21 protein-coding genes are annotated in these 19,351 nt (G+C 79.1%); 10 read left to right on the top strand and 11 right to left on the bottom strand.

Annotation, left to right across the window (positions count from 1 at the left end; all coding sequences use genetic code 11):
- Positions 1-136: 136 nt before the first annotated feature.
- On the bottom strand, positions 137-1,129 hold the full coding sequence (locus WJX68_RS04470; RefSeq protein WP_340286304.1) for a CPBP family intramembrane glutamic endopeptidase: 993 nt from the start codon (positions 1,127-1,129) through the stop codon (positions 137-139).
- 123 nt (positions 1,130-1,252) lie between these two features.
- Between WJX68_RS04470 and WJX68_RS04465 the strand changes: the two genes are divergently transcribed.
- Positions 1,253-1,849 carry a TetR/AcrR family transcriptional regulator gene (locus WJX68_RS04465; protein ID WP_340286303.1) on the top strand — a complete coding sequence of 199 codons (597 nt, stop codon included), beginning with the start codon at positions 1,253-1,255 and terminating at the stop codon, positions 1,847-1,849.
- A 47-nt stretch (positions 1,850-1,896) separates the two neighbouring features.
- Here WJX68_RS04465 and WJX68_RS04460 read toward each other — a convergent pair whose 3' ends face one another.
- Positions 1,897-2,775, bottom strand: coding sequence for an SPFH domain-containing protein (locus WJX68_RS04460; protein WP_340286302.1), 879 nt, complete (start codon positions 2,773-2,775; stop codon positions 1,897-1,899).
- Positions 2,776-2,875: 100 nt separating this feature from the next.
- Positions 2,876-3,097 carry a hypothetical protein gene (locus WJX68_RS04455; RefSeq protein WP_340286301.1) on the bottom strand — a complete coding sequence of 74 codons (222 nt, stop codon included), beginning with the start codon at positions 3,095-3,097 and terminating at the stop codon, positions 2,876-2,878.
- A 399-nt stretch (positions 3,098-3,496) separates the two neighbouring features.
- On the opposite strand from WJX68_RS04455, the gene WJX68_RS04450 reads away from it, so the two are divergent.
- Positions 3,497-4,363: a universal stress protein gene (locus WJX68_RS04450; protein WP_340286300.1), complete on the top strand. Its 867-nt coding sequence runs from the start codon at positions 3,497-3,499 to the stop codon at positions 4,361-4,363.
- The gene (locus tag WJX68_RS04445) at positions 4,360-5,277 is read left to right on the top strand and encodes a universal stress protein (RefSeq protein ID WP_340286299.1); all 918 of its coding nucleotides are present in this window, start codon (positions 4,360-4,362) and stop codon (positions 5,275-5,277) included. Before WJX68_RS04450 ends, WJX68_RS04445 begins: the two co-directional genes overlap by 4 nt.
- A 39-nt stretch (positions 5,278-5,316) precedes the next feature.
- Here WJX68_RS04445 and WJX68_RS04440 read toward each other — a convergent pair whose 3' ends face one another.
- The gene (locus WJX68_RS04440) at positions 5,317-6,306 is read right to left on the bottom strand and encodes an Acg family FMN-binding oxidoreductase (protein ID WP_340286298.1); all 990 of its coding nucleotides are present in this window, start codon (positions 6,304-6,306) and stop codon (positions 5,317-5,319) included.
- Between the two features lie 193 nt (positions 6,307-6,499).
- Between WJX68_RS04440 and WJX68_RS04435 the strand changes: the two genes are divergently transcribed.
- Together WJX68_RS04435 and WJX68_RS04430 are read left to right on the top strand one after the other, a co-directional pair.
- Complete coding sequence (locus tag WJX68_RS04435; RefSeq protein ID WP_340286297.1) at positions 6,500-7,549, top strand: DUF4389 domain-containing protein; 1,050 nt, start codon at positions 6,500-6,502, stop codon at positions 7,547-7,549.
- Positions 7,546-8,466: a universal stress protein gene (locus WJX68_RS04430; RefSeq protein WP_340286296.1), complete on the top strand. Its 921-nt coding sequence runs from the start codon at positions 7,546-7,548 to the stop codon at positions 8,464-8,466. The genes WJX68_RS04435 and WJX68_RS04430 overlap by 4 nt, the downstream gene beginning before the upstream one ends.
- Before the next feature lie 33 nt (positions 8,467-8,499).
- Here WJX68_RS04430 and WJX68_RS04425 read toward each other — a convergent pair whose 3' ends face one another.
- Both WJX68_RS04425 and WJX68_RS04420 read right to left on the bottom strand, forming a co-directional pair.
- Positions 8,500-8,889 (bottom strand): SpoIIAA family protein, encoded by a 390-nt coding sequence (locus tag WJX68_RS04425; RefSeq protein WP_340286295.1) that lies wholly within the window; start codon positions 8,887-8,889, stop codon positions 8,500-8,502.
- A gap of 101 nt (positions 8,890-8,990) precedes the next feature.
- A complete protein-coding gene (locus tag WJX68_RS04420) occupies positions 8,991-10,460 on the bottom strand; it encodes a multicopper oxidase family protein (RefSeq protein WP_340286294.1) in 1,470 nt (489 codons plus the stop codon).
- A gap of 256 nt (positions 10,461-10,716) precedes the next feature.
- Here WJX68_RS04420 and WJX68_RS04415 point away from each other — a divergent pair, with 256 nt between their 5' ends.
- Positions 10,717-10,986 (top strand): DUF1876 domain-containing protein, encoded by a 270-nt coding sequence (locus WJX68_RS04415; protein ID WP_340286293.1) that lies wholly within the window; start codon positions 10,717-10,719, stop codon positions 10,984-10,986.
- 59 nt (positions 10,987-11,045) lie between these two features.
- Positions 11,046-12,068, top strand: coding sequence for an Acg family FMN-binding oxidoreductase (locus tag WJX68_RS04410; protein WP_340286292.1), 1,023 nt, complete (start codon positions 11,046-11,048; stop codon positions 12,066-12,068).
- A 3-nt stretch (positions 12,069-12,071) separates the two neighbouring features.
- On the opposite strand, the gene WJX68_RS04405 is transcribed toward WJX68_RS04410, so the two are convergent.
- The 3 genes from WJX68_RS04405 to WJX68_RS04395 are packed head-to-tail and all read right to left on the bottom strand — an operon-like array spanning position 12,072 to position 13,330.
- Positions 12,072-12,401 (bottom strand): universal stress protein, encoded by a 330-nt coding sequence (locus tag WJX68_RS04405; RefSeq protein ID WP_340286291.1) that lies wholly within the window; start codon positions 12,399-12,401, stop codon positions 12,072-12,074.
- Entirely contained in the window at positions 12,398-12,910 is a 513-nt protein-coding gene (locus WJX68_RS04400) for a flavodoxin family protein (RefSeq protein ID WP_340286290.1), read from the bottom strand. The genes WJX68_RS04405 and WJX68_RS04400 overlap by 4 nt, the downstream gene beginning before the upstream one ends.
- A gap of 21 nt (positions 12,911-12,931) precedes the next feature.
- A complete protein-coding gene (locus WJX68_RS04395) occupies positions 12,932-13,330 on the bottom strand; it encodes a SpoIIAA family protein (protein ID WP_340286289.1) in 399 nt (132 codons plus the stop codon).
- 218 nt (positions 13,331-13,548) lie between these two features.
- On the opposite strand from WJX68_RS04395, the gene WJX68_RS04390 reads away from it, so the two are divergent.
- Both WJX68_RS04390 and WJX68_RS04385 read left to right on the top strand, forming a co-directional pair.
- Positions 13,549-14,049 (top strand): universal stress protein, encoded by a 501-nt coding sequence (locus WJX68_RS04390; protein WP_340286288.1) that lies wholly within the window; start codon positions 13,549-13,551, stop codon positions 14,047-14,049.
- A 50-nt stretch (positions 14,050-14,099) separates the two neighbouring features.
- Complete coding sequence (locus tag WJX68_RS04385) at positions 14,100-14,627, top strand: hypothetical protein (RefSeq protein WP_340286287.1); 528 nt, start codon at positions 14,100-14,102, stop codon at positions 14,625-14,627.
- Here the strand turns inward: WJX68_RS04385 and WJX68_RS04380 are convergent.
- Positions 14,614-15,084 carry an Hsp20/alpha crystallin family protein gene (locus WJX68_RS04380; RefSeq protein WP_340286286.1) on the bottom strand — a complete coding sequence of 157 codons (471 nt, stop codon included), beginning with the start codon at positions 15,082-15,084 and terminating at the stop codon, positions 14,614-14,616. The two genes, WJX68_RS04385 and WJX68_RS04380, sit on opposite strands and share 14 nt — an antisense overlap.
- A 215-nt stretch (positions 15,085-15,299) precedes the next feature.
- Here WJX68_RS04380 and WJX68_RS04375 point away from each other — a divergent pair, with 215 nt between their 5' ends.
- Positions 15,300-17,861: an acetate--CoA ligase family protein gene (locus WJX68_RS04375; RefSeq protein WP_340286285.1), complete on the top strand. Its 2,562-nt coding sequence runs from the start codon at positions 15,300-15,302 to the stop codon at positions 17,859-17,861.
- Between the two features lie 8 nt (positions 17,862-17,869).
- Here the strand turns inward: WJX68_RS04375 and WJX68_RS04370 are convergent, their stop codons facing one another.
- Entirely contained in the window at positions 17,870-19,321 is a 1,452-nt protein-coding gene (locus tag WJX68_RS04370) for a bifunctional aminoglycoside phosphotransferase/ATP-binding protein (RefSeq protein ID WP_340286284.1), read from the bottom strand.
- Positions 19,322-19,351: the final 30 nt, after the last annotated feature.

Below are 19,351 nucleotides of genomic sequence, written 5' to 3'. Positions count from 1 at the left end.
CGTACCTCCTGCTACGGGCGGCGCACGACGTCGTGCCTCGTGAAGCTTATCGTCGGTCACGGTGCAGGACAGCGTGCGCTCGCGACGCACTGAGCGCAGCGTCCGCCGGGACCGGCTCTCCGGTGCTACCCCGGGGTCAGCGGGCCACCAGCGGGACCGTGGGCGCTCCGGCGTCCCGTGCCCCGCGCGCCGGCCACCCGGCCGCGGACGTCCGTTCGGGTCCGGTCCCGCGGGTCGTCCACCAGACGGCCGCCGTGATGAGGACCAGCGCGGCGCCGGGCACCAGGTTCGTCCACGACCCGACCGCCGCCGACCGGCTCGCGAGCGCTCCACCGACGTCGACGTGCAGGGCCGTGGCCAGGACGAGGGCGGAGACGTTGTAGACCCCGTGCAGGACGACGGCGACCTCGAGCCCGCCCGTGCGCCAGGTGACGACGGCCATCGAGGAGAACAGGACGAGGTAGGAGGTGAACAGGAACGGGTCGAGCGTGCCGTGCACGAGCGAGAACAGCACGGTCGTCACCACGATGCCGAGGACCGCGCCGGACCGGGCCCCGGGGGCCCAGCTGCCGAGGACCCGGAACAGCAGGCCGCGGAACCCGTACTCCTCGCCCGCCGCGGCGAGCGGGGTCAGCAGCATCCCGATGACGAAGAACCAGACGAGGTCGGCCGTCGCCCACCCGACGGGCTCCACGGGGCCCAGCGACCCGAGCGCGACCACGACCAGCAGCGGCGGGCCGAACACGAGCAGTGCGCGACCGAGGACCCCGAACCGGAACCGCCCCGCCACCGAGTGCAGGGACGCCGCCCGGACGCCGTAGACGACGCGCTGGACCAGCATGCAGTAGGGGATCAGCGCCGCGAGTGCCAGCGCCCCCGCGGCCTGGCGCAGTGGGGTCGAGGGTCCGGACCGCGCGAACAGCGCCGCGTCGACGATCTCCGACAGCCGCGTGAGCAGCACCGCGAACCCGACGAACCCGGCGAGCAGCAGCACGATCGCGACGAGGCCCCGCAGGACGCGTCGTCGCCCGCCCGCGTACACGCGGTGGTACTCGATCCCGGGCGGGACGCCGGGTGCCGGCACGGGCCGGTCGTCGCGCAGGAGCCACGAGCGGTCGGGGTGGGTCATGGTCTGCTCCTCGTCGTCGCGGTGTGCGCCGGGCGTGGCTATCACACTGTGCTAGTAGCGTGGCGAAGGTAGCACAGTGTGCTAGACATGTCGGGACGACCGGTGGACGGAGTGGACGGGCCGATGGCACACAGCACGCGGGACAAGATCCTCATCGCGGCGGCGACGATGCTCGGCGAGGACCCGACGGCCCGGCTCAGCGTGCGGGCGGTCGCCGCGCGTGCGGGGGTGAGCACCGGGTCGCTGCGGCACTTCTTCCCGACGCAACGCGAGCTGGTCGACACCGTGGTCGCGGGCATCCACGACATCGACCTGCCCGAGGACCCGATGCGGGACAGTGCGGGCACCCCCGCCGAACGCCTCGTGGCCTGCCTCCGGCTGATGGTGTCGCAGGTGGGGACGGGCGACCGGGCCCGCGCGCACTGGCGCGCCCAGCACGACGCCTACATCGCGGCACCGCCGTCGGAGGACGCCGTCCACGCCTACCTGGCGCTCGAGCGGCTCGGCGTGCACCGCCTCGTGACGTGGCTGACCGTCCTGCGGGAGGAGGGCGCGCTGGCCCCGGGGGATCTCGAACGGCACGCCCGCTTCCTCCTGACCGTGCTGTCCGGCCTGCTGACCGAACGGGCCCTGCCGGGCGACCGGGCGCGGCTGGAGTTCGAGGCCGGCACGCTCGCGACCGCCGCCGCGGCGGTGCTCCGGCCGGCGGCTCCCGCCTGACCCGGCGCCCCGGGCGTCCGGCGCGCGCCGGGCAGGACGGCGAGCCGTCAGCCGGACGGCGGGACCGGCTGCGCGGGGCGTGCGGCGCCGTTCGGGCCCGGGGCGCCGCCGTCGTGCCCGGGCGGGGCGGCACCACCGGCGGCCCCGGCGGCCCCCTCGGCGCCGTCACCGTCGGACCGGGCGAAGAAGCGCAGCAGCTCCACCGGGAACGGCATCACCAGCGTGCTGTTCTTCTCCACCGCCACGTCGGCGACGGTCTGCAGCAGCCGCAGGTGCAGCGCGCCCGGGGTCGCGGACATCGCGGCGGCGGCCGCGGCCAGCTGCCGCGACGCCTGCCGCTCGCCGTCGGCGGCGATGACCCGCGCCCGCCGCTCGCGTTCGGCCTCGGCCTGACGCGACATCGAGCGCTTCATCGACTCCGGCAGCGCGATGTCCTTGAGCTCGACGAGCTCGATGCGCACCCCCCACGGCTGCTCGGTCGGTGCGTCGATCACGGCCTTGAGCTCGGCGCTGATCCGCTCGCGGTCCGACAGCAGCGTGTCCAGGTCCGCGCGGCCGATGATCGTGCGCAGCGAGGTCTGGGCGACCTGGGCGACGGCGTGCTTGTAGCTCTCGACGTTCACGATGGCCTTCACCGGGTCGACGACCCGGAAGTAGACGGCCGCGTCGACCTCGACGGTCACGTTGTCGCGGGTGATCGCGCCCTGCGGTGCGACGGCGAGGACCACCACCTGCGTACTGACCTTCACCATGCGGTCCGCGACCGGGACGAGCAGGCGCAGGCCCGGTGCCCGCACCCGCTCCAGGACCCGGCCGAACCGGAACACGACGCCGCGCTGGTACTGCTGCACGACCCGCACGCTCAGGGCGATGACCACGAGCACCGCCACCGCGGCCGTGGTCCCGACGATCTGCCATCCCGACATGGCCCGCACTGTCCGCGCCGGTCCCGGCGTCCGGCAGGGCCGTCGGTCCCCGCGGCGGCGGGACGCCCGTCCCCCGGGGCCCGCCGCCGCTCCCGGACGGTCAGGTCGCGGCGCCGCCCGCCACCGGTACCCGTTGCGCGTCCGCACCGGCGGCGGTGTCGCCGATGTGGATCCCGCCGAAGTCGAGGACCCGGCCCGCCGGGTCGGTCCATCCGATGTGGATGCCGGCGTCGTCGACGACCTGCCCGTCCGGCTGCACCGTGCCGAGGCGCACCCCGGCGAAGTCCACCGCCGTCCGGGTCCCCGGGCCCCCCGTCCTCATCGCCCGCTCCCGTCCGCCGAGCCGTGGCGCGCGCGGACGCCCGCGTGCTGTGACGTGTCCATGTCCCGTTCTCCCTTCGTCGGCGGGCCGGCCCGGCCGGCCCGCCGCAGGATCGCGTCGCGGGCCGGGCCCGCACACGGGCCCGACGGCCCTGCCCACCGGGTCCGTCGGCCCGGCGCTCCCGCTCCGGGGCCCGGCCGGTGCTCCGGTCCGGCTCCCGGCGGGGGCGTCCGGACGTACCCGTGACGTTCGTCCCGCGGGGAGCGGGTCGTCGGGCCGCCGCGCGGCGGGCCCGGTCGGCGCAGCGTGGGCGGCGACGGAGGGAGCGCGATGAACAGCGCCAGTACCAGTGCCAGGGCCACGGACGGGACCGCGGACGGTGCCACGACATGGCCCGACGTGGTCGGGGTCGACGGGTCGGCGGCGGCCCTGGACGCCGTGCGGTGGGCCGCCCGCACGGCCGCGGGGGCGGACCGGGGGCTGCGCCTGGTGATGGTCGTCCCGCCCGCGGCGTCGGTGACCGGGCCGTGGGCCCGCGAACGCGCCGAGGGACGCGGCGCCGCCCTCGTCGCGGCCGAGGTCTGCCTGCAGGAGGCCGTCGGGCACGCGGCCGGGGCCGGCCTGCCGCGCGAGCGGGTCGACACCGTCGTGCGGGAGGGGCGGCCCGAGCGGGTGCTCGCCGACGAGTCCGGGCGGGCGGCCTCGGTCGTCATCGGGTCGCGCGGACGCGGCGGCTTCCACGGCCTGCTGCTGGGCTCGACCGGCATCCCGCTGATCGCCTCGGCGCACTGCCCGGTGGTCGTCGTGCGCGGCGCCGACGTCCCGGACGGGCCGGTCGTGGTGGGCGTCGACGGGTCCCCGGGCGCCGAGGCGGTGCTCGTGCACGCGTTCGAGGCCGCGGCCGCGCGGGGCGTCGCCCTGGTCGCGGTCCGCGCCTGGTCGGAGCCGGCGATGGACCCGGCCGTGGTGGTGCTGCTCGACCTCGCCGAGCTCGCCCGGGCCGAGGCCGCCGAGCTGGACCGCGCGCTGGAGCCGCTGCGGGACAAGTACCCCGCGGTCGACGTGGTGACCCACGTCGCGCACGGGTCGCCCGCCGCGGCCCTGATCGGGGCCTCCGGCGGCGCCGGGCTCGTCGTGGTGGGTACCCGCGGGCGGGGCCCGGCGGCCGGGCTGCTGCTCGGCTCGGTCGCGCAGGCCCTGCTGCACCACGCGCTGTGCCCGGTGGCCGTCGTCCGGCCGGAGCACGACGGGCCGGTGGAGCCGTGAGCACCGGCGCCGCGGGGCCGCGCGTCCTGGTCGGCTTCGACGGCACACCCGCCGCGGTCGCGGCCGTCGAGATCGGTGCACTGCTGCTGCCCACCGCGTCGGCGGTGCTGCTCGACCTCTGGACCCCGCCGTTCGCCGGTGAGGCGCTGCGGCGCCGGGTCGGGCAGCGGGCCCGCACCGTCGACGAGCTGCTCGACCTCGTCGAGCTGGAGGGCGCCGCGGAGGCGGAGCGGACCGTGCACCTCGGGGCGGTGGTGTCCGAGGCCGCGGGCTGGACGGCGTCGACCCGCGTCGCCCGCAGCTACGGTGGCGACGGCCTGCGGTTCGCCGAGATCGCCCGCGAGACGGGCGCCGAGCTGGTGCTGCTGGGCTCGCGGGGGCTGTCCGGGATGCCCGCCGTGCTCGACAGCGTCACCGACCTCGTGGTCCGGCACAGCCCGGTGCCGGTGCTCGTCGTGCCGCACCCGATGCTCACCGATGAGCGCGCGCGGGTCGCGACGGGCCCGGTCGTCGTCGGCTGGGACGGGTCACCGGGAGCCCTGCGGGCGCTGCGCGGCGCCGACTCGGTGCTGCCGGGACGCCCGGTGGTGGCGGTCTCGGTCGGCGAGGCCACGGCGCCCCCCGCGGACCCCGGGAGCGGACCGGCGGCCGGGGTCCGCCGGGTCGCGGAGCCCGCCCCGCTGCCCGGCCCGGCGCGCGCGGTGGCCCGGGAGCTGCTGCGGGTCGCGTCGGAGGAGGGGGCCGCGGTGCTCGCCGTGGGCTCGCGCGGGCGCCCGGGCTGGCAGGACGCGCTGGGCAGCACCACCCTGGCCGTGCTGCACCACGCGCACCTGCCCGTGCTCGTCCTGCCCGCCCGCGTCGCGACGACCGGGGCGCCCGCCGCGACGGACGCGCCCTCGAACGCGCCCGGCTGAGCCCGCCCGCGGCGTCACCACGGCACGGCGTCCACGGCGTCACGGCCGGAGGTGATCGAGCCCGTCGACCTGGTCGAGCAGCGGCCGTCGCGGGGTGGCGGGCGGCGGGTCCGTCGCGACCGGCCACCCGATCCGCAGCACCGCCTGCGGCGAGAGGGTCCCGTCCAGCACCAGGTCACGGACGGCGGTGGCGGTGTCGGCGACCTCCAGCGGCTCGGTGAGCGGGCAGGTCGCCATCCCCAGCGTCGTCGCGTGGAGCAGGACCGCGCTCAGCGCCTCACCGGCGCGCAGCCGGGCGAGCCGGTCGTCGGACGAGGTGCCCAGCACCAGCAGGGTCGCGCCGTCGGGGCCCGGGTCCGCCGGGGGCAGGTCGGCGCCGGCGAAGCGGCGGCCGGGGATCCCGGCACCGGGCGCGGGCGGCGGCGGCACGTTCGCGGCGGGGACGCCGTCCTCGGCGGCGGTGTGGCCGGACCACAGCGCGAGCTCCAGGTCGTAGCCGTCCTCGGCCGCGTGGGCGAGCGCGGCCGTCCGGAAGGCGTCGGCGAGCGCGCGCCGGGGGGCGCCGTCGCCGACCGTCCGCAGGGCCGCCCCGCAGGCCGCGGCGCGGGCCCGCAGCTCGTCGAGCTGGCGCTCGAGCACCGGCCAGTCGCCGTAGCGGCGGCGGTCCGTGCGCCGCGTCGAGATGGCGGCGGCGGTGTCGATCGCGTCCCCGGGGGCGCCGCGCTCGGTGGCCGGGACCCGCACCGACGCGAGCACCTCGGGCCGGGCCGGGTCGGGCAGCCGGGTGACGGTGGCGCGACGTCCCAGCGCGGACAACGCGACGACGAGGTGGTGCAGCGCGGCGCCGCAGCTGAGCAGCATGTCCCGGCCGTCGGCGTCGGCGTGCTGCAGCCAGCGGCTCAGGTCGGCGTGCAGCTCGACCGCGTCCTCGCCGACCCGCCACCGCCAGGGCTGCGAGTTGTGGACCGACGGCGCGCGGGCGGCCCAGGTCAGTGCCGCACGCAGGGTTCCGGGGTCGGTGGGGGGCATGCGAACTCCTCGGCCGGGCGCTCCACGGCGGAACGCGCTGCGGCCATCTCCGCACCCCCGGCGTCCCGGCGGCAGGGGCACGCCGCCCCCGTCCGGGCGGCCCTCGGTCCCGCCCGGCCGGGGCCGGACGGACCGGCGGCCGCGGGCCCGCGGGCCCTGCCGGACACCGCGGACCCGGCCGCACCCTCGCCGCATGACTGCATCGACTGCTGCACACCCGGCCGGCCCGGTACGGGTCCAGGCCCGGCTCGACGCCCCGGTCTCCCGGTGGCTGTGGCTGGTCAAGTGGCTGCTGCTGATCCCGCACGTCGTGGTGCTCGCGGTGCTCGGGACCGCGTTCTGGGTGCTGACTGTGGTGGCCTTCCTGGCCGTGCTCGTCACCGGCCGCTACCCGCCCGTGGTCTTCGCCTACAACGTCGGCGTGCTGCGTTGGGGCTGGCGCGTGTCCTGGTACGGCTACGGCGGCCTCGGCACCGACCGCTACCCGCGCTTCGCCCTCGACGACCGCCCGGAGGACGCCGCCCGGTTCGACGTCGCCTACCCGCAGCACCTGTCCCGCGGGCTCGTCCTGGTGAAGTGGTGGCTGCTGGCCGTCCCGCACTACCTCGTGCTGGCCGTGCTCGTCGGCGCGGGCGGCACCGTGCTGGGCCGGGTCGGGACCGACGGCGCGTTCGCGACCGAGGGTGGCGGCCTGCTGTCGCTGCTGGTCCTGTTCGTCGGCATCGTGCTGCTGTTCACCGGGCGCTACCCCGACGGGCTGCTCGCGCTGGTCACCGGCATCGACCGCTGGGTGCTGCGGGTGGTCGCCTACGCCGCGCTGATGACCGACGCCTACCCGCCGCTGCGCCTGGACCAGGGGCCCGGGGACCCGGCCGGGCCGATGCCCGGCGACCCGGAGCCCGCCGCCCGGGCCGCGACGGAGCCCGTACGGGCCGAGGGCGGTGGGGGACAGGCCGTGCTGACCCGGCGCCCGGCGCCGCCCGCCCCGGCCACGGCCGCCCCGCAGGCCCCGCCCCCGACCGGGCGCTCGGTCCTGCTCACGACGGGTGCGTGGGCGCTGCTGCTCGGCCTCGTCGTCGGTATCGGCGGCGCGGTCGACGCGGCGGGATCCGGGCAGGTCACCGGGGCGACCGGCTCGACGGCGGTGCTCGTCGCCGGCGCGGTGGGGGCCGCGCTGACCGTGGCCGGGGCCGTGCTCGTCGCGGTCGGTGCGCGGCCGCTGAACGGGACGGTGCGGTCGTGAGGGCCGCGCCGGCGCCGGCGCCCGCGGGCCGGTCGCAGGAGCGGGACCGGCCGGTCGTCGCCGCGGTCGACGGCTCGGACACCTCCTACGCCGCGGCCCGGTGGGCCGCCGACGAGGCCGCCCGGTGCGGTGCGCCGCTGTGGCTGGTCGCGGCCGTGCCGTGGTCGACGTTCCTGCCCATCGGCCTGCCGCACCTGGGCCAGGAACACGGCCGCGACGTCGTCGTGCGGGACGCGGAGCGACGGCTGGCGCACGCCGCCGAGGCCGCGGGACACGTCCTGGACCGCAGCCTGGTCCGGACCCGCGTCCTCGGCGGCTCGGCGGCCGAGGTGCTCTGGGAGGTGTCGGCCGGGGCACGGCTGCTGGTGCTCGGCAGCCGGGGCCGGGGCGGGTTCACCGCACTGGTCGCCGGGTCGGTGGCCGTGACCGCCGCGGCCACCGCACGGTGCCCCGTCGTGGTCCACCGCGAGCCGGGACAGCAGGGCGGGCCGGTGGTCGTCGGGCTCACCGACGAGCCCGGTGCCGAGCTGGAGTTCGCGGTCGAGCAGGCGGTGCGCCGCAACGTGCCGCTGGTGGCGGTGCACGGCTGGTTCGACGAGAAGCTCGACCCGTGGACCGCGGAGCTGATGGCCCGCACCGCCCGCCAGGCCGGCGCGGTGGACGCGGCCGCGGCCCGCGTGGACGACGCGCTGAGCCCGTGGCGCGGCGCGCGGCCCGGACTGGTCGCGCGGTCGCGCGTCCTGCTCGACACGCCGTCCGCGGCGCTGGTCGGGGAGTCCTCGGCCGCGCAGCTCGTCGTCGTCGGCTCCCGGGGCCGCGGGGCGGTGTCGGGGATGCTGCTCGGCTCCACCAGCCAGGCCGTGCTGCGGCACGCGCACTGCCCCGTCGCGATCGCCCGGGACGCGGACGCGTCGTGAGCGCGGGCCGGGCGCGGTGCGGTCGGCCCGCGCTCAGGCCGGCAGGAGGTCGGTGGCGGCGGCCCGGCGCCGGGCGGGCGGGCCCGCGGCCAGCCACGCCACGGCCGCGTCGCGCTCGGCCGGGCCGAACACCCGCGTCCGCCGGGGACGCAGTGCCGCCGCGATCCGGCGCGCGGCCGCCACGGTGCCCGGTGCGGCCGTGATCGCGCAGGCCCGGACCGGGGGCACGTCGGGATCGGGGAGGGGCCCGCAGGCGCCGGGGACCGCGGTGTCGGTGGTGTCGTCCACCTCCAGCAGCAGGGCCCCGCCATCCGCGGACCGCAGGGCGGGGACCAGCACGTCGACGAGGTCGGCGCCGGTCAGGACACCGCTGGCCGCCACCCCCACCACGCCGTCCGGCAGGCCGTCCACCAGGCGCAGCATCGCGGGTCTCCGTCCGTCGGCCTCGGGGAGCCGACCGTCGCAGGCCGGGGACGTGCCCGGTCAGGTGCGAAAGCCCGTCGGCGCGGTGCCCGAAGGTCCCGTCACGGCACCGGGCCGTCGACGACGACGGTGGCCATCATCCCCAGGTCCTCGTGGTCCAGGACGTGGCAGTGCAGCACGGTCCGCCCGGTGGCGCCGGTGAACGCCACCCGCACCCGCACACGACCTCCCGCCGGCACGACGACGACGTCGCGGGCGGTGCCGGCGGACCCGTACGCGTCGTCGTCGAGCGGGACGAGCGGCCACGTGTGCAGGTGCACCGGGTGCAGCATCGGGCCGGGGTTGTCGAACACCCAGTCCTCCACGGTCCCCGCGCGTATCACGATGTCGTCCCGGTCGGGGGCGAACGCCCGGCCGTCGATGCCGAACCGCATGCCCATCCCCGTGCCCATCCCCGTGCCCATGCCCGCGCCGCCGCCGTCGAGGGTGATCGTGCGGGTCCGGCCGGGCCGGGGCAGCGCCGCGGGGACGGCGAGGACCGCGGGCGGCTCCGGGGTCGGCCGGGCCCGCCCGCCCACGTCGACGGCACCGAGCACGACCGGTCCGCCGCCCGTCGGCCCGGTGCCCGCCATCGCGCCCGGGCCTCCCCGGTCGAGGCTCTCGGCCAGCAGTGCGTAGCGGCCCGGGGTCCGTGACGGGCGGACGACGACGTCGGCCCGGTTCCCCGGCGCGAGCCGGACCCGGTCGCGCGACGCCGGCCGCGGCAGGAACACCCCGTCCGTGGCGACGTGCAGCAGACGGTGCCCCTCCAGCCCCACGTCGAGGACCCGCGAGCAGGTCGCGTTGAGCAGGCGCCAGCGCTCGGAGCGCTCCGGGACCACGCCCAGCACCGGCTGCAACCGGCCGTTGAGCAGCACGGTGTCGCCCTCGCGGCCCGCCATGCGCTCCATCGGGCCCGGTCCGCCGCCCCGCCGTGCCGGGGCGAGATCGCTGTCGGTGATCACGAGGACGTGCTCCGCGGCCGTCCCCAGGTCGGGTCCGCCCTCGACGACCAGCGCGCCGACCAGGCCACCGAACACCTGGTCGGCGACCGTCCCGTGGTGGTGCGGGTGGTACCAGAAGGTGCCCGCGGGATGATCGGCCGGGATCCGGATGCGGTAGTCGGCGCTCCCGCCCGGCTCCACCGTCCGGAACGGGTCGTCCCCGTCCGGGGCGGGGGGAACCCGCAGACCGTGGGTGTGCAGGTTGGTCGGCACGTCGAGGCGGTTGTGCAGGCGCAGGGCCAGCTCCTCGCCCGGACGGACCCGCAGCGTGGGGCCCGGCGAGGTGCCCTCGTAGCCCAGCCCGGCGCCCGGGACACCCCCGAGCTCGGCGCCGGGCGCTGCCGTCAGGTCCACGACCGGACGGCCGGCCCCGGCGAGCCGCTGCGGCGGGTCGGCGAACGCCACGCCGGGGACCGGTGCGGACCGGCCGCCCGTGGGCAGGAGCCCGCAGCCGCCCGCGACGGCGACGACGGCGCCGGCCGCCGCCGACCGCAGCAGCCCGCGGCGGGTGATCGTCGTGGCTTCCATGGACCGCTCCGCTCCGTGGACGACCCCGCCCGCGCGGCCGGGGCACCGGCAGCGTCGTCGACAGCCGTCCGGAGCCGCACCGGCCCGGTGACCCCACCCCGCGGGGACTTCCGGCCCGCACCGGGCGCGTCGTCGGGCCCGGACGGCACGGCCGGTCGAACGTCCGTGGGTCGCGCGGGACTCCGGACCCTGTGCGGCGGCCCGGCGGGAGGCGACGGTGGAGCGGGGCCGGGAGACGATCCGGAGGAGGAGCCCGATGAGCTACACCGAGCAGTGGACGGTCACGATCGACATCGCCGAGGAGCCCGGGCGGACCCACGCCGTCGCCCGGCTCACGACCCGTGACGCGGGCGCCCTGACCGGGACCGGTGAGGCCCGTCGCCACCCGGGGGACCGGGAGGTGCCCGAGATCGGGGCGGAGCTCGCGGTCGCCCGGGCACTGGCGGACCTGCAGCACCGCCTGTTCGAGACGGCGGTCCTCGACATCGAGCGGTCCACCGGCGCCACGTCACACCTGACCGGCTGACCGGCCGGCCAGCACCATCACGGGGCCGGACCCGCGCCGGCCGTCAGGGGGTGCCCGTCGTGGACCACGGCGAGGACAGCGACCACGCGACCGCGACGGTGCCCGCCGCGCCGCCGCCCGGCCCGCGGCTGCACGACGCCGTCGAGTGGGCGCTGCGCGCGCCGTCGCTGCACAACAGCCAGCCCTGGCGCTGGCGGATCGGGGCGGACGGGGTCGCGCTGTACGCGGACCCGCTGCGGCGGCTGCCCGAGACCGACCCCGACCGGCGCGACCTGGTGATCAGCTGCGGTGCCGCGCTGCACCACCTGCAGGTCGCCCTGGCCGCGGCAGGCGCCGCGGTCCGGGTGGACCGCTTCCCCGACCCCGAGGACGAGCAGCTGCTCGCGACCGTGCGGCCCGTCCCCGGGGCGGCGGACGCCCGCGCCGCGGCGCTGTGGCCCGCACTGGGGCGCCGGCGCACCGACCGCCGCCGCTACGCGACGGACCCGGTCCCCGCCTCCACCTGGACGGCGCTGGGCGAGGCCGCCCGCGAGCGCGGCGCGACCCTGGTGCCGGTCACCGGCCCGGCCCGGCGGGCCGCACTCGACGACGTCCTGGCCCGGGCGGCCGACCAGCAGCGCCGGCGTCCCGGCTACCTCGCCGAGCTGATGAGCTGGACGCACCGCCTCGCCGGGGCCCGCGACGGCATCCCCGCCACGGCCCGCCCGGCCCGACCGGCGCCCCGCGGTGCCGACCCGAACCGCGCCTTCCCGCAGGGGCGGCTGGCCGCGGCCGGCGCGGGTGCCGCCGCCGGCGACGGCGCGGTGCTCGCCGTGCTCTGCACGCCCGGGGACACCGGCCCGGACCGGCTGCGGGCCGGGGAGGCGACCAGCGCCGTCCTGCTCACCGCGGTCGCCGCCGGCCTCGCGACCGCCCCGCTGAGCCAGGCGCTGGAACTGCCGTCCACGCGGTCCCTGCTCGCGCGCGACGTGCTGCACGTCGACTCCCGCCCGCAGCTCGTCGTCCGGCTGGGGTTCCCGGTCGACGACCGGGAGCTGCCCCGCACGCCCCGCCGGCCGCTCGCCGCCGTCCTCGCCCGCTGACCCTCACCGGGCCCGGGGCACCGTCGTGCCCCCGGCCGCGTGGACCTCGCCGGACCGGTCCCCGGGTCCGTCGGCCACCGGGTGCACGAGCACGGGGCAGCGCGCCGACCGGACGAGTTCGGCCACGGTGGAGCGGCGGACCGGCCGGGCCGGGTGCGGGCGGCTGCCGACGACGAGCAGCCCCGCGTGCTCGGCGGCCCGCAGCAGGGCCGGCAGCGGGCGGTCGTCGACCACGTCGAGCCCGACGTCGACGGCGTCGGAGCGCTCGTCCCAGAGCCGTGCCAGCTCGGCGAACACCGCCGTCACCCCGACCGTGACCGGCCGCCCGCTCACCGGGCGCCGTCCGCGGAGGCGGCCAGCGGGCGCAGGGACGCGCCCCACGCGCGGGCCCGGTCCAGCTCGCCGGGGCGCAGCGGGCCGTCACCGGTGACCCGGAACGAGCACGGCGGCGCGGCCGCCCGGTAGCCCCGGTGGCGCAGCGCCCGGGCCGCGGCGCGGGCGGCCGAGCCCGGGACCGGACCCGACACGCGGGTGTCGACGCAGACGGTGACCGGGGCGTCCGGCCCGGCGGCGGGCAGCCGGTCGATCCACTCGCGGATCCCGTCCCCGCTGCCGTCGGCGGCGCCGCGCCGCAGCGCCTCCTGCCGGGTCGCCGGCCGCGTCATGCCGAAGGCGTGGGTGGGGCCCAGCACCACCAGCAGCTCGCCGGCCCGCAGCGGGGTCGCCGGGTCCGGCGGGTCGAGGTCGACGTCGTAGCCGCTCGAGCGCAGGCCGTCCGCGAGTGCCTCGGCGACGGCGCGGGTGTTGCCGAACAACGACTCCACCACGATCTGTGCGTGCACGGGTTCCTCCTCGGTCGACGGTCACAGGCCCTCCACCACCGGACCCGGCGCGGCGGCCCAGCAGAGGGCGGCGTCCAGGTCGCGGGGGGCGAACAGGCGGACGGCGGGCGGCAGCAGCAGCTCGGCGAGCTCGTGGACCGCGGGCGGCAGCCCGCCGAGCACGAGGGCGACGCGGCGCAGCGCGTCGTGCCGTTCGAGCACGAACAGCTGGTGGCGCAGGAGCGCGGCGGGCCCGTCCCAGCCCGCGAAGGCCGGTGCGCTCACCACGAGCGCGGGGCGCGACACGCCCGCGGCGCGGGACCGCTCGACCGCCTCGTCGAGGTCGTCGTAGTCGCACGCGCGCACCGGGCCGTCGAGGTCGAGCCGCACGACGCCACCGGGCCGCGCGCGGACCGGCGTGGTCCCGGGCGCACGGGTCATGACCGGCTCCTCTCCCCGTCCGCCGGCGAGGATCGCCGCGGGGGCCGCCCCGGCCCACCCCCGAACGCCCCGGCATCCGCGGGTCGTTGGACCGTGCCGCGCGGTGCCGCGCACGGGCGGGTCCCAGGTCCCGCCGGCCGGGGCCGTTCGCCCGCGGTGCCGCCGGGTCCGGGCGGTGACGCTGGACCGGAGGCGGAACGCGGACGCGGAGGTGCGACATGAACGCTGCAGGGGCCGCGGACGGCGACGTGATCGTCGTCGGGATCGACGGGTCGATCAGCGGGCGCGCCGCGCTGCGCTGGGCGGCGGGCGAGGCGGCGCGCGGCGGGCGCCGCGTCCGCGCGGTCCGGGTCTGGGACCCCGCACCGCTGTTCGCGCCACCGGCGCCGGTGTTCGAGGTCCGGGCCACGGTCCGGGCCGAGGAGCAGGCCGGGCTCGAGGACGACCTCGTCGCCACACCGCTGACCGAGGGCGTGACGGTGGAGGGCGAGCTGCTGGAGGGCGACGTCGTCGACACCCTGGTCGCGGTGTCGCGGGACGCGGCCATGCTGGTCGTCGGGAGCCACGGCAGGCACCGGGTGCTGGGCCGGGTGGTCCTCGGCTCGGTCAGCACGGCGTGCACGCGGCGGGCCGCCTGTCCGGTCGTCGTGGTCACCCCGCCGCTGGTGACGCGGCTGATCGCCGAGACGGGCGGTCGCGCGGCGCGCCGGACGCCGTGACCACCCGCCGCGCAGGGTGGAGCCCGTCGCGGCCGGATGGAGGGACGGACATGACCGGACCGGTGGTGGTGCTGGGGCACGACGAGCTCGACCTCGAGGACGTGCGCTGGGCGGCCCGGGTCGCGCTGCACCGCCGGCGCGCGCTGCGGCTGGTCGCGGTGCTCGCGCCGGCGGAGCGGTCGTTCCTGGGCGCGCGCCCGGCACCGGGGTCGCGGGAGGTCGCGCGCAGCGTGCTGGACCGGCGCGCCGACGAGATCGCGTTCGAGGTGGGCGGTCTCGACGTCGAGGCGGAGATGCGGATCCAGCGCTGGGACCGGGCGGTGGCCGACGAGGCGCGGACGGCGTCGCTGGTGGTGCTGCCCCATCACCAGCCGGGCGAGCTCCCCGACCCGGCGGGGTGCGCGGTGGTCCGGTCGGGGGTCCCGGCGGCCCGGTCGCGGGGGCGCATGCGGTGGTCGGTCGGCGCGGCCACGTCGTCCGGCGGGGCCTCCGACGGCGGCCGCGCGGCGGCCCCGGACCCGCCGGGGTCCGGGGCCGCGTCGTGCCGGCCTCCCGGGCCGGGGATCACTCGGTGGTGACGGGGATGAGCGTGGCCTCGGCGGGCTCGGCCTGCGCGGGGATCGGCACGCGGACCTCCAGGATGCCGTCCTTGTAGGTGGCCCGGATCTCGGCCTCGGTCACGCCCTCGGGCAGCTGCAGCACCCGCGACATCGACCCCCGGCGCAGCTCGCGGCGCCGGTACCCCGCCTCCGCGGCCTCCTCCTCGCTGCGCCGCTCCGCCTTCACGGTCAGCAGCCCGTCGGCCGCGGTGACGGTGATGTCGTTCGCCGGGTCGACGCCGGGCAGCTCGGCCCGCACGACCAGGTCGGTGCCGTCGACGAACTCGTCGACCCGGATCATCGCCTCCTCGATCCCGCCGATCGCCGGGAGCGGGCGGCGTACGGGGAAGGCGCGCAGGAAGTCGTCGACCATCCGTTCCATCTCGGCCAGCGGACCGGGCAGGACCGCGGCCCGTCGCGTGGTCATCGCGTTCATGAGGTGTCCTCTCGTCGTGTCCGTCGGGACGGCGACCACGGTGCCGGGAGCCCCGGCCGTCCCCCAGGGCCGGTCGGCCCGCGGCCCGGCGGAGCCCGGCGGCACCGGGGCGTACCGAACGGCCCGCCCGGGATGCGACCTCGGTCCCTGTGCGGGGCGCGCGGGTGCTCCTAGCGTCGTCGCGACGACCGGGGCACCCGTCGAGGAGGCCGAGGATGAGCGCACCGACCCTGCCCGCCGGTCCCGCCGACGGGACCGGGGTGCCGCCGGACGGCGGCCGTCGCGTCGTCGTCCGCGCGCTGACCGGGGCCGACGTCGCGGCCGTCGCGGACCTGTACGACCGGCTCGACGCCGACGACCGTCACCCCCCGTGCGGCCCCGGCCCGGCCCGCGCGGCCCGGGCCCTCGTGGCGGCCCCGTCGCACGCCGTCGGGGTGTTCGAGGCGGGCACGCTGCTCGGGGCCGCCCACTACGTCCCGCTCCCGGACGGGCGCACGGCGGAGTTCGCCGCCGTCGGCGACGCCCACGACCCGGGCACGGCGGCGCTGGTGCTCGGGGCGCTGGCCGACGACGCGGGCACCGCCGGGATCACGGCACTGACCGGGGAGGTGGCCGCGGACGACGGCCCCACGCTGCGCGCGCTGCGCGAGCTGGACCGGCCGCTGCGGACCCGGCCGGACGGCGCCGCCGTCCACGTCCGGATCGGCACCGGGCCGGTGTCCGCCCCGGGCGGGGAGGACCCGCACTGGTCGCGGGTCTCCGCCGCCGCGGCCGCGTCGCTGCTGCCGGTGCTCGCGCCGTCCTCGGTCGCGGTGGTCGGGGTCTCGCGGCGGCCGGGGACCGTGGGCCGCGCGGTCCTGGACCGGATCCGGCGGGCGGGCTTCACCGGGGCCCTCGCCGTGGTGAACCCGCACGGCTCGCCCGCACCGGACCTGCCGTGGGCGGCGACGGTCGGCGGGCTCGACCGGGTCCCGGACCTGGCGGTGCTGTGCGTGCCCGCCGACCAGGTGGTGACGGTGGCGCAGGACTGCGGACGGTCCGGGGTGCGGGCCCTGGTCGTGCTGGGCTCCGGGGTGAGGGGGCCGGACGCCGCCCGGCTCGCGGCCGTCGCGGCCCGGTACCGGATGCGCCTGGTCGGGCCGCACTCCCTCGGCGTGGTCGACACCGACCCCGCCGTCCGGCTCGACGCGTCCTTCGCCGCCACCGCCCCGCCCGGTGACATCGGCGTCGCCGCCCGGTCCGGCGGTGTCGCCGTCGCGCTCGGCCACGAGCTGGCGCGGGCCGGTCTCGGCGTGAGCTCGCTGGCCGGCACCGGTGACGGGCTGGACGTCGGGGCCGATGACCTGCTCGCCTGGTGGTCGCACGACGGCCGGACCCGGGGCGCGGTGCTGCAGCTGGGGCCGGTGCGCCGTCCGCGCGACTTCTGCGCCGTCGCCCGGCGGGCCGCCCGCACCATGCCGGTCGTCGTGGTCCCGTCCGGGGAGGGCCCGCCCGGGCACGGGGCGGCGCCGCGCGGCGCCCGCGAGGCGCTCTACCGGCAGGCCGGTCTGGTGACCGCGCCCGACGTCCGCCGGGCGGTGCGGATGCTCGCGACGCTGCGCCGGGGGCCCCTGCCCGCGGGCCCGCGGGTGGGGATCGTGACCAACGCCGGGGGACTCGGGGCGCTGGCCGCCGACGCCTGCGCCGACGCCGGGCTGCAGGTCGTGCGCGTCGACCCGGGGACCCGCTTCGCGCTGTCCGAGCTGCTCCCGGCCACCGCCGCCCTGGGCGGCCCGGTGGACACGACCGTGGTGGCCGACGCGCGCACCGTCGCGCGGGTGGTGACGGTCGTCGCCCACGACCCGGGGGTGGACGCGGTCCTGGTCACCGCGATCCCGACCGACCTGGGCGACCCGCTGGCACAGATCCGGCGCGCGACGGGCGAGCCCGTGCCCGTGCTCGTGGTCCCGGTCGCGGGCACCGCCGGGACGGCGGCCCGCGCGGCGGAGCCGGTGCACGACGACGTCGCGACGGCGGCCGCGACGATCGCGGCGGCGGTGCGGCGGCGGCGCTGGCTGGAGCACGACGCCGACCCCGACCCGGTGGTGCACCGGACCGATCCGGCGCGGGCCCTCGCGGCGGTCGCCGGCGCGGGGGAGGGCCGGCTCGACCCCGCGGGCGCCGCCCGGCTGCTGGCCGCGGCGGGGATCCCGGCGGCCCCGGTGTGGCGGGTGCGCTCCGCGGCGGAGGCCGTGGACCGGTGGCGGGACGCGGGCGGCCCGGTCACGCTGACGGCGGACGCGACGGGGCTGCTGCACTCCGGCGGCGCCGGCGCGGTCGTCCCCGGCGTCGACTCCACCGAGGAGATCCGTGCGGTCGTCGCGCGCCTCGCCGCGCGCTTCGGGGACACCCTGCACGGCGTCGTCGTCCGTCCGGTGCCGGCCGGCGGGGAGCAGGCGCTGCTGGGGATGGCGGTCGACGACGTCGTCGGGCCGGTGCTGACCCTGGCGCGCGGCGGACCGGCGGCCGGCACCCCCGGCACCCGCAGCCACCTGCTCGCCGCCGTCCGCGCCGCCGACCTCGACTCGGCCCTGGAGGACTCCGGCCTCGCCGCCCGGCTCGACCCGGCCGGCCGCGCCGCGCTGCGCGACGCCGTGCTGCGGTGGGCCTGGCTGGCGCGCGCCGTGCCGCGGATCGTCGAGGCGCGGATCGACCCGCTGGTGCTGCGCCCCGACGGTCGCGGCGGCACCGAGGCGGTCGCCGTCGACGCCCGGGTCCGGCTGTCCGCGCCCGGCTGAGCGGCCGGTCAGCGCCCGGCGGCGGCCGCCCAGGCCGCGAGGGCGGTCGCGAGCGCGTCCCCGCACGCCGCGCCGGTGTCCACCCGCACCGCCTCCGGCCACGGGTCGGTGGCGGCCCGCATCCGGGCGGCGACCCCGGCGTCGGCGTCGGAGTCCGACCCGGTGCGCGCCGCGATCCGGGCCGCGGCGACCCGCGGGGCGACCGCGCAGCGCAGCGGCACCAGCGGCGCGTGCCCGGCCGCGGCGGTGCCGGCCGCCGCCCGGCGGAGGTCCGCGGCGGTCCACGACGCGTCGAGCACCACCGACTCGCCGAGCGCGAGCAGCGCACCGGCCCGGCGCAGCAGCTCGTCGTACACCTCCCGGACCGGGCCGGGGGCGTAGCGGCCGGTCCCGAACGGCGCCGGGGCCGGTCCGGCGCCGGGACCGGCGAGCTCGCGGCGCACGACGTCGCTGGACAGCACCGTCGCGCCGGTCGCCGCGGCCAGTGCGCGGGCCAGCGTCGTCTTGCCGCTGCCCGGTGGCCCGCCGACCAGCGCGAGCCGGACCGCACCGGTCCGCAGGTGGTCCAGGCCCTGCGCGCTGAGCGCGTCCGCCTCCGCGGAGGCGCCGGCGGCGCCCTGCCGGGCCCGCAGCGCCGCCACCTTGGCCCGCATCACCGCGCGGTAGGCGAGGAAGTGGTGGGTCAGTGCGTCCGGCGCCGGGTCCCCGGTGATCCGGCGGTACGCGGCGACGAGCAGACCGGCGGCACCGTCCGGGCCCCGCAGCTCCAGGTCGGTCGCGAGGCATGCGACGTCGTCGAGCGGGTCGACCTGGCGCAGGTCGTCGTCGAAGTCCAGGCAGTCCAGCAGCCGCACGCCGTCGGGGAGCACGTACACGTCGGTGGCGAGCAGGTCGCCGTGCCCGTCGACGACCCGGTCCGCCCGCGCCGCGAACAGGGCCGCCCGACCGGCCAGGAAGCGGGTGGCCAGCCGCCGCAGCGGGGCCGTCCGGGCGCGGACGGCGTCGTCGCCGGTCAGCTCGGCCAGCTCGTCGAGGTTCGCCGCCCACCGGGCCGCGACGGCGTCCGGTCCCGCGCGGTCCGCGGCGCCCGGTGGTGCCGCGGCGTGCGCGTCGGCGACGGCGCGGGCGACCCGGTCGAGCACCGTCCGGACGGTGCCGGGGGCCGCGTCGCGCAGGACGGTGGCGAGGTCGGAGCCCGCAGGCATCCGCCGCATCACGAGCACCGGCTCCCCGTCCGGGCCGCCCGGGCCGCGGTAGCCCCCCACACCGAGGTAGACGTCCGGGGCGAAGCGCCGGTTGCGCTCCAGCTCGCGGGCCAGTGCCCGGACCCGCAGCTCCCGGGTGGAGAAGTCGCAGTACGGCGTCCGGACCGCCTTCTTGACCTTGTACGCGTGGTCGCCGGCCAGGACGACGAGTCCGGTGTGGGTCTCCCGGACCTCCGCGGCCGCCCCGGTGCCCACGGTGCCCACGGTGCCGCGGCCGTCCACGCC

The sequence above is a fragment of the Pseudonocardia spirodelae genome, from assembly GCF_037727765.1.
GTDB lineage: Bacteria > Actinomycetota > Actinomycetes > Mycobacteriales > Pseudonocardiaceae > Pseudonocardia > Pseudonocardia spirodelae.
This window is presented reverse-complemented; position numbering and strand designations above follow the sequence as displayed.

Coding starts and splice junctions, on each gene's coding strand:
- WJX68_RS04470 (WP_340286304.1), bottom strand. CDS start 1,129: ATGACCCACCCCGACCGCTCGTGGCTCCTGCGCGACGACCGGCCCGTG.
- WJX68_RS04465 (WP_340286303.1), top strand. CDS start 1,253: ATGGCACACAGCACGCGGGACAAGATCCTCATCGCGGCGGCGACGATG.
- WJX68_RS04460 (WP_340286302.1), bottom strand. CDS start 2,775: ATGTCGGGATGGCAGATCGTCGGGACCACGGCCGCGGTGGCGGTGCTC.
- WJX68_RS04455 (WP_340286301.1), bottom strand. CDS start 3,097: ATGAGGACGGGGGGCCCGGGGACCCGGACGGCGGTGGACTTCGCCGGG.
- WJX68_RS04440 (WP_340286298.1), bottom strand. CDS start 6,306: ATGCCCCCCACCGACCCCGGAACCCTGCGTGCGGCACTGACCTGGGCC.
- WJX68_RS04435 (WP_340286297.1), top strand. CDS start 6,500: ATGACTGCATCGACTGCTGCACACCCGGCCGGCCCGGTACGGGTCCAG.
- WJX68_RS04425 (WP_340286295.1), bottom strand. CDS start 8,889: ATGCTGCGCCTGGTGGACGGCCTGCCGGACGGCGTGGTGGGGGTGGCG.
- WJX68_RS04420 (WP_340286294.1), bottom strand. CDS start 10,460: ATGGAAGCCACGACGATCACCCGCCGCGGGCTGCTGCGGTCGGCGGCG.
- WJX68_RS04415 (WP_340286293.1), top strand. CDS start 10,717: ATGAGCTACACCGAGCAGTGGACGGTCACGATCGACATCGCCGAGGAG.
- WJX68_RS04395 (WP_340286289.1), bottom strand. CDS start 13,330: ATGACCCGTGCGCCCGGGACCACGCCGGTCCGCGCGCGGCCCGGTGGC.
- WJX68_RS04390 (WP_340286288.1), top strand. CDS start 13,549: ATGAACGCTGCAGGGGCCGCGGACGGCGACGTGATCGTCGTCGGGATC.
- WJX68_RS04385 (WP_340286287.1), top strand. CDS start 14,100: ATGACCGGACCGGTGGTGGTGCTGGGGCACGACGAGCTCGACCTCGAG.
- WJX68_RS04380 (WP_340286286.1), bottom strand. CDS start 15,084: ATGAACGCGATGACCACGCGACGGGCCGCGGTCCTGCCCGGTCCGCTG.
- WJX68_RS04375 (WP_340286285.1), top strand. CDS start 15,300: ATGAGCGCACCGACCCTGCCCGCCGGTCCCGCCGACGGGACCGGGGTG.